Raw genomic sequence first — 13168 nt, 5'->3', positions numbered from 1 at the left:
CTGCCTTCACTCAAAAGCTGACAAACGTCAGGATATCGCCGTATGCCGGTCCCAGCGGCCCCGCCTTCCGCACCGACTCCGGCGCACTGAGCAGATCCTCCGGCCCCTCCGCACGGCGCATTAGCACGCTGCAGCCTTCACTGCGCAGCCGCTCCGCTTCAGCAAACGCCCGTTTCCGGTTCGGCACATCATATTGCAGCACCACCGGCAGCTCCGGTTCCGTCTCCAGCCCGCCGACTCCGTCGAGAATCCGGTTCGTCTTCAGTGAGAATCCCGTAGCCGGCGAAGGTCGTCCGAACTGCTGCAGCAGATTGTCATACCGCCCGCCGCTGCACACCGGGAAACCCAGCTCTGCGGCATAACCCTCAAACGTCATCCCCGTATAGTAGGAGAAATCTCCAATCATCGTCAGGTCGATCATCACATGTTCGGCCACGCCAAAATCCTCCAAGGCATCCCACACCTGGCTCAGATGTTGAACCGAGGATTGGGCCAAGGGATTGCGGCTCAGCTCCAGTGCTTGGCCGCAGATTTCTTTCCCGCCGCGCAGACGGAGAATCCCTTCGAGCTCGTCACGCTGCTCTTGCGAGAGAGACAACTGGGAGAGTGTTTCCCGATAACCTACAAAATCGCGATGCAGTAGCCCAGCCTTTAAAGCCTCTTGAATATCTTCCCGTCCCGGGACCGCGTCCTCCAGCAAACCGTTCAGGAAGCCGACATGCCCGACAGCGATCTTAAATGATTTCACGCCCGCAGCCTGCAGCGAGGCCACTGCCAAGGCGATCACCTCGGCGTCCGCATCCGGAGAATCATCTCCTACCAATTCAACCCCGGTTTGATAAAACTCCGCTTCCCGTCCCGCCTCTTCCTCGATCGCCCGAAATACGTTAGCGTGATACGACAAGCGAAGCGGCAACGGCTCTTCCTTCAACAACGAAGCGACGACTCGGGCGATAGGTGCCGTCATATCGGAACGGAGTACCATCGTGGTCCCCCGGTTATTTAACAATTTAAACAGCTTCTGATCCGACGTCGAGCTGGCTACGCCCACGGTATCGTAATATTCCATCGTAGGCGTCATGATTTGCCGGTATCCCCAGCCGGCCATGCAATCCAGCACACGCCGTTCGATCGCCCGCAACTTATCCACGGCAAAAGGCAGATAATCGCGGACACCCGCCGGTTTTTCAAAGCCTTTTGGTTTCGACAATTGTTTCACCTCACCGTTTTTCTCTCTTATGTGAAATTTCTTTATTATATTAAAGTACTACCATACTACCAAATTAAAGAGTAGCCCAATTTTATCATAATTCCTTTTAGACCGTCAATTGCTTCTCCCCGGTCGACTTCTCGATTTAGCCTGCCCTACAGTATTCCCCAAGCGAGGGTCAAAACCCTTGCGATCTCTCGATCCATACAAAAAAACCGGCCGGGTACGCCCGGACCGGTTCAACTGATCGAAGTTACGTATTTGCGCCAACGGATGGACTTTGTCCGCTTTCCTGCGGTCCGGACGGTTTATTTTTGCGTAAGGAAGCCGGTACACTCCCCAGAAACCACGCGGCAAACGGCAGCCGCCGGAAGCACAACTGCACGAACCCCCACGAAAGAAATAGAGCTGCCAGGGAACCGACGATGATATAAATCAGGTAGCCATAGGAAGCACCGGGCAGCCGTTGTTCATTCCAGAAGAGCCGGTACGCGAACAACACGACGGGATGAAACAAATAGATCCCGAAGGAGAGCTCACCCACCCGGGTCAGCGTCCGAACCCAGAAGGCCGAGCCTTTTCTCTGAATGTAAAATGCCGCCTTGAGCAGCACTAACGCCGAGAACATCGTGTGAACGTTCCATAACAATTCAAACCATAAGGTGTTGGGAGAAGCATAACCTTGGCGGTATAAATACCAGATCTGGACATGAACGAAGGCAACGGCCAGCCATCCGATCCACAACGCGGCGGTCCATCCCTTTTGGGATTTGGTCATTTCCTTCCAGTCCGTATTCAGCCAACCCTTAAGTTTGCTGAAGAAAATCGCCAGCACCGCACCTAACATGTAATACCCCATATAGCTCAGTGCGTAGCTCCCTTTATTCGGCAGATGCAGCTGATATTTGTTCCAGAATACGAAGCCCCACTGCAGCGCAAGACCAAAAGGTAAAATAAGCGCAAGCAAGAAGCGGCGATTCCGGAAGGACTGGAATAACCACAAGAAGAGCGGGAACAACAGGTAGAACTGAATGCTGATAAATACGAAGTAGAGGTGGGTGTAGGCCGTGCCGGTCAGCAGTGCCGTCCCCAGCGACTTCAATTCATACATCTTGGAGTTATTGACAAAATCGTTGCGGTAAATAGCTATTAACATGAAATAACAACAGGAGACCAGTAGATAGGGCAAGATGATATAGGTCAGACGCTTCTTGTAGAATTTGCTTACCAGCTTGCGACTAATCGGCTGATCGTAATAATTGTAAAAAAGGACGAAACTGCTGAGAAGGATAAACGACGGGGTGCCGATTTTAAAGAAAATGTTCATCCAATTATAAAAGTAGTAGACCGGTGAATTCAGCGCTTGTTCTGCCGCCGCGAACGATGAAGCGTGCACCTGGATGACGCTGAAGATCGCTAACGCGCGAAAGATGTCCAGCTGCGGCAAACGTTCCTTGACCACCTTGCTCACTCAACCAACCCCTGTTCATAATTAAGAAGAAGCCTGATTTATGTACTACTAGACGTCTGGGCTTGAGAAAAGTTTCTCTAGCACTCTCTTCACTATACCAAAAGTTGGACGATCATAAAACCGTTTGGCCTTCTTGGCCGTCTTTACATAGGGAATCAAATTACCGGCCGGTAACCCTGTTTCGCTGCATTTTACATGGGAAGGAAGGAGCCCGAATTGGAAGAGAGAGAATGGGCTGCCGCTGCCTGCAGCGGAGACGAACAAGCCTTTTATCAGTTAATATCCCTGCACCGGCGTAAGCTCTACGGCATTGCTTACAGCTATTTACGCAATGAATCGGACGCTCTGGAGGCCATCCAGGAAACGGTGTGCAAGGCCTGGATCAAATGTCGGCGCTTAAAGGAACCCTGAGGCTTTTATTCCATGGCTGATCCGAATTTTGATTCATTGCTGCATCGACGAATTGAAACGGCGGAAACGGGTTCTTCCGTACGTGGCAGAGCGCATGCAAACAAACGGAGAAATGGTGAGCGTGTTCAAAATGGATCTGGACTCCGCGCTGGACCAGCTTAAGCCAAAATATCGCCATGTCCTCACCTTGAAGTATTATCAAGACATGACCTTAACGGAGATTGCCCGGGTGTTGGACTGTCCGGAGGGGACGGTTAAGACCTGGCTGCATCAGGGCCTCAAGCAGCTTCGCCGCCATATGCATGTGGGAGGTGAATTGTATTATGGTTGATCGGGAGGAAGACCAGCTTGCCCGTTATTTTGATGGGATCCGTCTGGCCGAGAAGCAAATCCTAGACGAGAAACTGGACGCTGCGATCCAGCGTGGTCTAGAACAGGGGCGAAGCCTCCGTAGCAGATGGCGTGTGCACCGAGGGTGGGCATGGATCTCTGGAACTGCCGGGGTGATCGCGGTTTGTATGCTGATGTTATTCATCTGGCATGGCGGAATACCTCTTGTCGGTTCAATAACCACTACCGCGAGTTCTACCGATGCGATCCCAAGTTATGTAGATGCCTTGATGACCTCCGAGATGGAACGAGCCGCCGAACACGGATTGTACCAACCTATCGGGAAGTCAACGGAAGTGGAGGGAACGAAGGTCACTGTTGATGGTGTTTTGGCGGATGGAAGGACAGTCGTGGTGTTTTATACCCTTCGAAAAAAACTCGATAACGACATTCATTTGTGGCTATTAGATGCTCATGGAAATACATTTGATCATTTACCTGTGTTTCTTCCCGTTGGTACGTATCCCGTCGGCTCTGTCACCCATTTAAAGTACACATTAAATATCGAAGATCCCGATGCACCGAATCGTCTGGTGTTATCCGTAGGTACGGAGGAATCCAACGAGAAGCCTATCAGCCAAATACCAATTGAATGGAACAGCCGACCTTATACCAGAATGAAGAAGACCGTTCCAGTTAACCAAATCGCGACTATCTACGGCCAATCATTAACGATTGATCAAATAGTTATCCGCCCGTTGAGTACGACGATCCTGTTCAAGCCTCAGAAGAGCGTGAATCAATGGATGTCCCAACCTGTTAAAGCCAAACTATATTTAGGTGGAGAAGGCGAAGCAGAATTCCGACGGTATGCCCCGCTACGAAGCCTGATCTATGATTATCAGAAGGGATCTACCGATGCGTTTCTTACCGGACTTGAATTTGAGAGTATCTATGACAAGGATTGGAAAGAAATGACACTCGAAATTGATAATTTTGGCGTCTATCCTTTGAAACAGAGATCCTTTAGCCTGTGGGTAGATGCAGATAAGGAGCAGCTTTTCATTCCTGATCCGTCCGTCAAACAAGTGGAGGTACTTGAACACGAAAATGTCATCGAATTGGTTCTCCATATGAACCCAACTCCGGATAATCATTTAAGTAAGCCTTATACCGTGGACGAGTACTTCAACGACAATCAAGCCAAATCCGTTTATCGTATCCTTCAAGATGAGCACTCTCCCATGTATTCACTGGATGGGGACAACGAAACGATTCGCTTCAAAATAGAGAAACGCGATTATGTCCAGCCCTTGCACATTACCATAATGGAAGACTTCGACAGCTCCTACAAACCCCAAGAATTCAAAATCCCTCTAAAGTAACACACAAAAGCGGTCCCATCCGGCAAATTGCCGGGCTCAGGACCGCTTTTTTACGCTGGTGTCCGTAGCTGCCGCGTAGACTTTCAGATTTACTCCGCGACATCGTCGCCGCACCTCATGCCTTCGGACTTCGATTGCCCCAGACAGAGGAACGGCAGCTTAGCATCTAACGCTTACCACAAAGCTTATATCAGCCAAAATCAACGTTTTACGATTCTAACGCTGACCACCATGCTTATTGTTCCATTCTGCTGCCGAAATCAAGTGTTTTCTTCGAAATAGCGCTGCTCAGCGTCGTTAGAAGTTTCATCGCACCAAAATCGTCACAATAGCGCTCCTGATCAGCGTTAGCGCATCAGCAGATGTGGGTTGGGCCACATCGGGCTCCTGATGACATGAGGCATGCCTGCATCAACTAGGGATTCTTCCGCTCCAGCACCCGCAGCGGGTTGCCGCCGACAAACGCGCCCGGAGCCACGTCCTTATGTACCACCGATCCGGCGGCGACGACCGCCCCGTCTCCGATGGTCACGCCCGGGAGGATCGTGCTGTTCGCACCGATCATCACCTCATCGCCGATCCGCACCTCACCCAAGCGGTATTCCTTGATCAAATACTCATGGGCGAGAATCGTCGTGTTGTACCCGATCACCGAATTGCGTCCAACCGTAATCAGCTCCGGGAAAAACACATCCACCATCACCATCAACCCAAACGCGGTATGCTCGCCTACCTTCATGCCGAGAACCCGACGGTAGATGGCATTCTTCAGCGATAATATCGGGCAATACCGGGCGATTTGGATAAAAATAAAGTTCCGGACGCCCTTCCACGGGCTTACCGTCCGGTACAACTGCCAGAGTGCGTTGGGTCCTTCAACCGGATAACGCTTAACTCGTCTCACGATCTCACCGGCTCCAAGCCTAGGATCCCATAGAGATCTTTCATCTCTTGGAGGATGTAATCCGGATTATACTGACGCAGCACCGCCTCGCCTTTTAACGACCAGGCTACACCGGCCGCCTGCACACCCGCCGCCTTCGCGCATTGCAGATCGGCTGCACTATCGCCCACCATCAGCGTGTGCGCCGGGTCAGCGCCCAGCTCTTGCAACGCCGTCAGAATCGGCTCTGGATGCGGCTTGGGATGCCTCACGTCCTCCACCGTAACGATCGATTTCATATACGGCTTCAACCCGAACATGTTTAAGGCGAGCATCGTGGTCTCCTTAATCTTCGTCGTGACAATCCCCATTGTGATCCCCCGTTCGTGCAAATCGGAGATCACTTCTTTCACCTGCGGAAATTCACGGACCAGTTCATCATGGCGTTCCCGATTATATTTTCGGTAATCTGCCACCAGATCCACCACATCCTCACGGCCCGAGAACACTTGCAACTGGCGCTCCAACGTCAATCCCATGTGCGGGATGATTTCTTCCCGCGTGCGCGGTTTGAAGCCATGCTTTTCGATGACATGCAGAAAGGTCGTAATGATCAGTTCATTGGTATCGATGATCGTTCCATCGAGATCAAATAACACGGTGTTTATCATGTGGCTGTTACTCCTTCTTGTCTTCCGGCGCTTCCGCCAACTCCTCCAAGGGCGATTCCTCCGTATTAGACAACTCCGCCTTCTCGGATTCAGCCGCTCCGGCCGTTACCGGCAAAGCATCTGCTGCGGCGACTTTCGTAGACGTAATAGGGTCACTATAATACGGCAGGTCACGAACGGTACTGCGACGTACGATAATGAAGATGATCGCCGCAATCACAATGCCCAAGGCAAGCAGCTGGGAAATGCGGACGTTGCCGTAAGACGGCGCCAAATATCCCTGTTTGAAGCCGAGCCAGGTCATTGGCGTCCATAATCCGTTTACGAACGACGCCAGCCAGGAAGCTCCCTGGAACGCCAAGCTGTCCGTCCGCAACGCTTCAATGAAGAACCGTCCGACCGAATACCAGATGAAATACGAGGCGAACAATTCCCCCGCGCGCAAAAATTTCTGTCTGCGCAAAATCATCAGCAAGATCAAGCCCACCAAGTTCCACAACGATTCATACAAAAACGTCGGGTGATGGAATGTCCCCTGCACGTTCATTTGATTAACGATAAACGAAGGCAAATGCAGGTTGTCGCGAAGGAAGCTTTCCGTTGTTGGTCCGCCGTAGGCTTCCTGGTTAACGAAGTTCCCCCAGCGTCCAATCATCTGTCCCACAATCAGTGAAGGCGCGCAGATATCAGCGATACGCCAGAAGTTATAACCGCGGCGCCGAACAAAGATCACCGCGCAGATGATCGCGCCGATCAGCGCCCCGTAAATGGCGATACCGCCGTTCCAGATTTTAAATACGTCCCAGAAGTTATCTTTGTAATCGTCCCACATAAACGCGACGTAATAAATCCGCGCGGCGACAATCGCCGACGGCACCCCCAATAACAGCAAGTCCATAAAAAATTCCTGAGGGATGCGAAACCGCTTCCCTTCCCATACGGCAAACAGAAGGCCGACCAATGCAGCACAGCCCAAAATTAGGCCATACCAGTGTACTTTCAAGCCCCCGATGGAAAAAGCGATCGGGTCTAATAACAAAGTGCCCATCGTTCACGCTCCTACTCCAAATCGTCGATATCTTCCGAAATCGTTTCGGTCAGTTTTGTCGTAAACTGCAGCGCGGCGTTATACCCCATTCGCTTTAAACGGAAGTTCATCGCGGCTACCTCGATAATCACGGCCAAGTTCCGTCCAGGACGTACCGGGATCGTCACCAGCGGCACATCAGTATCGATAATCCGCGTTGTCTCTTCATCCAGACCTAATCGGTCATACTGCTTCTCTTGTTGCCAGGCTTCCAGTCTCACGACCAACGAAATTCGCTTGTTGTTGCGGATGGCCCCGGCACCAAACAACGTCATGACGTTAATGATCCCCACACCGCGGATTTCCAGCAGGTGGCGAATGAGTTCAGGTGCCGTACCGTGTAATTGGTTATCCGACGTTTGTCGGATTTCTACGGCATCGTCCGCAATCAGGCGGTGACCGCGCTTAACCAGCTCAAGTGCCGTTTCACTCTTCCCGATCCCGCTGCTGCCGGTAATCAGCATCCCAACGCCATAGACGTCAACAAGGACCCCGTGAATCGTTGCGGTTGGTGCCAGCTTCCGTTCTAGGAAACTGGTGATCCGGCTCGACAGGATCGTCGTCGCCATACTGCTGCGAAGGACCGGAATCTGCTTCTCTGAACTGATCTCAATCAGTTCCTCTGGAACCTTCCAAGAGCGGGTGACGATGATGCAGGGCGTCTCCTCGCTGCTGCATAGCCGTTCCATCCGATCTTTCCGTTCCTTCTCTGGAAGCATCTCGAAGAAGGCCAGCTCCGTTTTCCCCAGAATCTGAACGCGCTCCGGCGGATGGTATTCAAAATACCCGGCCATCTCCAGGCCCGGACGATACAAATCGTCGACCGTGATCGCACGTTTTAAACCCTGCTCTCCGGAAACCACCTCGAGCCCGAATTGGTTCACTAATTCGGATACTTTCACTTTTTTAGCCATGGTGCTCTTCCTTTCCCCTGCCGGCATTCAAAATGAGGCTGCCCGTCAACAACGGGCTCCGGCTCCGATATCAGCTGCCTTATTGGCATTTATTCATCTTTGTACGAGATCACTTAATGTATTCATCGTATAGGAAATTGTCACGTAAATCAATCATTGGGCCGAGTGCCACCCAGGGATCGTCCAACTGCCGCTTCTTGCTCCCGATTAAAAAAAAACCGCCCCGAAGGGCGGTTTCTTCATCGCTTAACGGATTAGCTGAAGAACACGTTGCGTTCTGTTTCTTTGTCGAAGATATGAATTTTGTTCATATCGATCGCCAGTTTAACGTTGTCGCCTTCACGTGTATTGGAACGGCCGTCCACACGAGCGATCAAACCGTCGCTGCCTGCACCGTTCAGGTACAATTGCATTTCGTGACCCAGGTTTTCCGTCAGATACACGTTAGCAGTAAATGTCGTTTGCGGCGAAGCTTCCAGGAACACTGGCTCTTCATGGATGTCCTCAGGACGAATACCCATGATAACGTCTTTGCCGATGTAGCCTTTGTCTCTCAGGATCGTTGCTTTGCCTTGAGGCACAACAACGTCCATGTTGGTAGCTTTGAAACGAACGGTGCCCGCTTCTTCCACCAAAGTACCGTTGACGAAGTTCATCGTAGGCGAACCGATAAAGCCAGCTACGAAGATGTTGCCTGGTTGGTTGTACAGCTCTTCTGGAGAAGCAGCTTGTTGGATGATACCGTCATGCATAACGACGATCCGGTCACCCATCGTCATAGCTTCGATTTGGTCGTGTGTTACGTAGATGCAAGTCGTTTCCAGACGTTTAACCAGTTTCGTGATTTCCGCGCGCATTTGACCGCGCAGCTTAGCATCCAAGTTGGAAAGCGGTTCGTCCATCAGGAACACTTGAGGATCGCGGACAATGGCGCGGCCCAAGGCAACCCGTTGACGTTGACCACCGGAAAGAGCTTTCGGTTTGCGATCCAGCAAATGCTCGATGTCGAGGATTTTTGCCGCTTCGCGAACGCGACGGTCGATTTCGTCTTTCTTCACTTTACGAAGTTTCAAACCGAACGCCATGTTTTGATATACGTTCATGTGCGGATACAGCGCGTAGGATTGGAATACCATCGCGATGTCGCGGTCTTTCGGAGCAACGTCGTTTACGACGCGGTCGCCGATGTACAATTTACCTTCGGTAATTTCCTCCAAACCAGCGATCATCCGAAGCGTTGTGGATTTACCGCAACCGGAAGGTCCTACCAGTACGAGGAATTCCTTATCCTTGATATCGAGGTTGATGTCTTCTACGGTTGCTTTAGCAGCACCCGGGTATTTTTTGTAAATGTGTTCTAAACGTACGCCTGCCATGTCTTCGTCCTCCCATTACTTAAATTTGGTGGTATTAGGGTATTGGTTCTATGACTTTTATGAAATCGGATACATTTTATATTTATATATTAGACGATAGGGGGCTGCCCATCCATCCACAAACTGCACAAAAATCTTAAGGCCTTTTCGTCACTTTATACAATAGCAGTTCCAACTTGACCAAAACCGCGTCGTTAAACGTTCTTACATCCAGCCCAGTTTCCTGTTTGAATTTATCTATCCGGTATAATAACGTGTTTCGGTGAATATATAGCCGTTTCGCGGTTTCACTCACATTGCAATCCAACGCAAAAAACGTCTCCAACGTGGTCCGTATCTCCTCATCCTGCAGCAAATCTGCGCGATCCCCAAGCTCCAAAGCAAATTGCCGACGTTGCTCCTCCGGTATGCTGTACACCAGCCGCTCCAGCCTCAGCTCCCAGGGAAAATGGATGGGGGCCGTTACATTAAACATCCGGCCGAGGGCCAACGTCTGACGCAAGAACAACGTGGCGGAGACCAATTCGGTCTCAGCAATTAAGGCACTTCCGACCGTAAGGTGAAATCCTCCAACCCATTCGTTCGTCACAAGCTCGTATAAGCCTTGGCATAAAGCTGCCATCAAGTCACGTTCCGTTTCCGCCGCCTCTTCGCTCTCCTCCCGCAGGCTCATAAACAGCTCTTCGCCCAGCAGAATCAGCCAAGCTTCTTTTAGCGGAGCCAGGATCACTTCGCCTCCGAAGTAACTCTTCAACAGCTTGTTCAGCTTCGAAAATGAAATGGCCTGTCCTTGCCCCGAACTTTCCCAATTCAGCAAAAAGGGCAACATCCTTCCCTTGAGCTTCACCTTCAAGGTCAAGTGATCAGGCAGCGGCTGGGTCAGCTCCCCTTGCTCCAAACGCTCCTCCAGCCATTCGCCCAGCTGGATGCTGCGCATCTCATCCTCCCGCTTCAAGTTAGGTGAGGGGGTTGCCGTTTCTCGGGCAGCAGTCAGGAGCATTTGAATCAATCGGGCCTCAGACTCCGTTACTGTGGCAGCCTCCGATTCAAGTACGCGTACGCTTCCTTGTTGATGTTCCACGAACCATACCCATCGTTCGTCCACGCGATATGGCCCGGGCTCCGAGGAATTCGCTGCTCTAACAACATCGTTCCAGTCCTTTGCCTCCCAAACGCTCTCCGACAGCGACGTACCGATGACGCTCTCCACTTGTTGCTTTAGCAATTTGATCTCCATAGCGTAGCCTTTCTTTCCATGCGTTTTCGAGTTCATTAGACTCATTTTATCATAACCGCCGAAGCAAACCGAACTCCTCGTCCTGCCTTAAGCGCAAAAAAGCCGTCAACCCTAAGGTTAACGGCTTTGATCATGAGCCATGAAGGACTCGAACCTTCGACACCCTGATTAAAAGTCAGGTGCTCTACCAACTGAGCTAATGGCTCATAAAAACTGGTGGAGGCTGATGGATTCGAACCACCGAACTCGTCAGAGAACAGATTTACAGTCTGCTGCGTTTGGCCACTTCGCTAAGCCTCCATATGAATTATGCTGTCCAGTTCAGTCCAATATGATGCTGGAAGCATAAAAGTGGCTCGGGACGGAATCGAACCGCCGACACGAGGATTTTCAGTCCTCTGCTCTACCAACTGAGCTACCGAGCCATAAATTACACGGTAAAATCCCAAAAAAATAAAGCGGTGAAGTTGAACACTTTCCCACTTTACGGTGGAAATATTCAAATAAATGGCGGAGCCGACGGGATTCGAACCCGCGGTCTCCTGCGTGACAGGCAGGCATGTTAGGCCTCTACACCACGGCTCCGCAAGAAAATGGTGCCGGCGAGAGGACTTGAACCCCCAACCTACTGATTACAAGTCAGTTGCTCTACCAATTGAGCTACACCGGCACGGTGTAAACTATGATGTTTCAAGTAAAGATCATGGTGGAGGCTGAGGGGATCGAACCCCCGACCCTCTGCTTGTAAGGCAGATGCTCTCCCAGCTGAGCTAAGCCTCCGAAATGTTATGGTAGCGGCGGAGGGGATCGAACCCCCGACCTCACGGGTATGAACCGTACGCTCTAGCCAGCTGAGCTACGCCGCCACAGATAAGCTTGTACAAATGGCGGAGAGAGAGGGATTCGAACCCTCGCACCGCTTACGCAGTCTAACCCCTTAGCAGAGGGTCCCCTTATAGCCACTTGGGTATCTCTCCAAACCATAAAAAATCAAGGTTTAATCCTTGAAAACTGGATACGAAACTAGATTTGCATTTTAGCCCCTATTCAGTTCCCGGGGTCCCCGAAAAGTACTCGGTGTACTCTCCGAAGCCTCCGCTTCACTTTTTGGGGTGAATTTTGGATAAGCCCTCGACCGATTAGTACCTGTCAGCTCCATGCCTTACGGCACTTCCACCTCAGGCCTATCAACCTTGTCGTCTTCAAGGGGTCTTACATACGGGGAAATCTCATCTTGAGGGGGGCTTCACGCTTAGATGCTTTCAGCGCTTATCCCGTCCGCACTTAGCTACCCAGCTGTGCTCCTGGCGGAACAACTGGTACACCAGCGGTGCGTCCATCCCGGTCCTCTCGTACTAAGGACAGCTCCTCTCAAATTTCCTACGCCCACGACAGATAGGGACCGAACTGTCTCACGACGTTCTGAACCCAGCTCGCGTACCGCTTTAATGGGCGAACAGCCCAACCCTTGGGACCTACTTCAGCCCCAGGATGCGATGAGCCGACATCGAGGTGCCAAACCTCCCCGTCGATGTGGACTCTTGGGGGAGATAAGCCTGTTATCCCCAGGGTAGCTTTTATCCGTTGAGCGATGGCCCTTCCATGCGGTACCACCGGATCACTAAGCCCGACTTTCGTCCCTGCTCGACTTGTCAGTCTCGCAGTCAAGCTCCCTTCTGCCTTTGCACTCTTCGAATGATTTCCAACCATTCTGAGGGAACCTTGGGGCGCCTCCGTTACTCTTTAGGAGGCGACCGCCCCAGTCAAACTGCCCACCTGACACTGTCCCCGTACCGGATCACGGCACCAGGTTAGAACCTAGATACGATCAGGGTGGTATCCCAACGGCGCCTCCACCGAAGCTGGCGCTCCGGCTTCCTAGGCTCCCACCTATCCTGTACAAATCGTATCCAAGTCCAATATCAAGCTGCAGTAAAGCTCCATGGGGTCTTTCCGTCTTGTCGCGGGTAACCTGCATCTTCACAGGTATTAAAATTTCACCGGATCTCTCGTTGAGACAGCGCCCAAGTCGTTACGCCATTCGTGCGGGTCAGAATTTACCTGACAAGGAATTTCGCTACCTTAGGACCGTTATAGTTACGGCCGCCGTTTACTGGGGCTTCGGTTCACAGCTTCGGGCTAAACCCTAACCGCTCCCCTTAACCTTCCAGCACCGGGCAGGCGTCAGCCCGT

General features: G+C 51.6%; 9 protein-coding genes, 8 tRNA genes, 1 rRNA gene and 1 pseudogene (1 of these 19 cut by a window edge). 2 read left to right on the top strand and 17 right to left on the bottom strand.

Translation table 11 applies throughout. The features are described 5' to 3' along the window. Nucleotides 1–10: 10 nt before the first annotated feature. The gene (locus U9M73_RS18665; RefSeq protein ID WP_323078499.1) at nucleotides 11–1210 is read right to left on the bottom strand and encodes an ATP phosphoribosyltransferase regulatory subunit; all 1200 of its coding nucleotides are present in this window, start codon (nucleotides 1208–1210) and stop codon (nucleotides 11–13) included. 253 nt (nucleotides 1211–1463) lie between these two features. Continuing rightward, a complete protein-coding gene (locus U9M73_RS18660; RefSeq protein ID WP_323078496.1) occupies nucleotides 1464–2681 on the bottom strand; it encodes an acyltransferase in 1218 nt (405 codons plus the stop codon). A 195-nt stretch (nucleotides 2682–2876) separates the two neighbouring features. Here U9M73_RS18660 and U9M73_RS18655 point away from each other — a divergent pair. Next, nucleotides 2877–3423: pseudogene (locus tag U9M73_RS18655) on the top strand (sigma-70 family RNA polymerase sigma factor). Continuing rightward, complete coding sequence (locus U9M73_RS18650; RefSeq protein ID WP_323078494.1) at nucleotides 3416–4807, top strand: DUF4179 domain-containing protein; 1392 nt, start codon at nucleotides 3416–3418, stop codon at nucleotides 4805–4807. Before U9M73_RS18655 ends, U9M73_RS18650 begins: the two are co-directional and overlap by 8 nt. 415 nt (nucleotides 4808–5222) lie before the next feature. On the opposite strand, the gene U9M73_RS18645 is transcribed toward U9M73_RS18650, so the two are convergent. The 15 genes from U9M73_RS18645 to U9M73_RS18575 form a co-directional block, all read right to left on the bottom strand. After that, complete coding sequence (locus U9M73_RS18645; protein WP_009225028.1) at nucleotides 5223–5711, bottom strand: acyltransferase; 489 nt, start codon at nucleotides 5709–5711, stop codon at nucleotides 5223–5225. Next, on the bottom strand, nucleotides 5708–6361 hold the full coding sequence (ppaX, locus tag U9M73_RS18640; RefSeq protein ID WP_323078491.1) for a pyrophosphatase PpaX: 654 nt from the start codon (nucleotides 6359–6361) through the stop codon (nucleotides 5708–5710). The genes U9M73_RS18645 and ppaX overlap by 4 nt, the downstream gene beginning before the upstream one ends. 7 nt (nucleotides 6362–6368) lie before the next feature. Beyond that, complete coding sequence (gene lgt, locus U9M73_RS18635) at nucleotides 6369–7409, bottom strand: prolipoprotein diacylglyceryl transferase (RefSeq protein ID WP_323078489.1); 1041 nt, start codon at nucleotides 7407–7409, stop codon at nucleotides 6369–6371. Nucleotides 7410–7420: 11 nt separating this feature from the next. Continuing rightward, nucleotides 7421–8362, bottom strand: a complete 942-nt coding sequence (gene hprK, locus U9M73_RS18630; RefSeq protein ID WP_009225031.1) for an HPr(Ser) kinase/phosphatase — start codon at nucleotides 8360–8362, stop codon at nucleotides 7421–7423. Nucleotides 8363–8616: 254 nt separating this feature from the next. Beyond that, entirely contained in the window at nucleotides 8617–9738 is a 1122-nt protein-coding gene (locus U9M73_RS18625; RefSeq protein ID WP_009225032.1) for an ABC transporter ATP-binding protein, read from the bottom strand. A 136-nt stretch (nucleotides 9739–9874) separates the two neighbouring features. Continuing rightward, on the bottom strand, nucleotides 9875–10975 hold the full coding sequence (locus tag U9M73_RS18620) for a PucR family transcriptional regulator (RefSeq protein ID WP_260071494.1): 1101 nt from the start codon (nucleotides 10973–10975) through the stop codon (nucleotides 9875–9877). A gap of 133 nt (nucleotides 10976–11108) precedes the next feature. Continuing rightward, a tRNA-Lys gene (locus U9M73_RS18615) sits at nucleotides 11109–11181 on the bottom strand. Between the two features lie 8 nt (nucleotides 11182–11189). Beyond that, a tRNA-Tyr gene (locus U9M73_RS18610) sits at nucleotides 11190–11275 on the bottom strand. A 52-nt stretch (nucleotides 11276–11327) separates the two neighbouring features. After that, nucleotides 11328–11400: transfer RNA gene (locus tag U9M73_RS18605), tRNA-Phe, on the bottom strand. Nucleotides 11401–11483: 83 nt separating this feature from the next. Beyond that, nucleotides 11484–11560: transfer RNA gene (locus U9M73_RS18600), tRNA-Asp, on the bottom strand. Between the two features lie 9 nt (nucleotides 11561–11569). Beyond that, a tRNA-Thr gene (locus tag U9M73_RS18595) sits at nucleotides 11570–11645 on the bottom strand. A 34-nt stretch (nucleotides 11646–11679) separates the two neighbouring features. Further along, a tRNA-Val gene (locus U9M73_RS18590) sits at nucleotides 11680–11755 on the bottom strand. Nucleotides 11756–11764: 9 nt separating this feature from the next. Then, a tRNA-Met gene (locus tag U9M73_RS18585) sits at nucleotides 11765–11841 on the bottom strand. A gap of 19 nt (nucleotides 11842–11860) precedes the next feature. After that, a tRNA-Ser gene (locus U9M73_RS18580) sits at nucleotides 11861–11952 on the bottom strand. Between the two features lie 142 nt (nucleotides 11953–12094). Further along, nucleotides 12095–13168 (bottom strand): 23S ribosomal RNA (locus U9M73_RS18575) (it continues 1985 nt past the right edge of the window).

Origin of the sequence: Paenibacillus phoenicis, from assembly GCF_034718895.1 — a bacterium.
Classification (GTDB): Bacteria; Bacillota; Bacilli; order Paenibacillales; family Paenibacillaceae; genus Fontibacillus; species Fontibacillus phoenicis.
The sequence above is the reverse complement of the archived record's forward strand: the minus strand, read 5'-3'. Positions and strand labels throughout refer to the sequence as shown.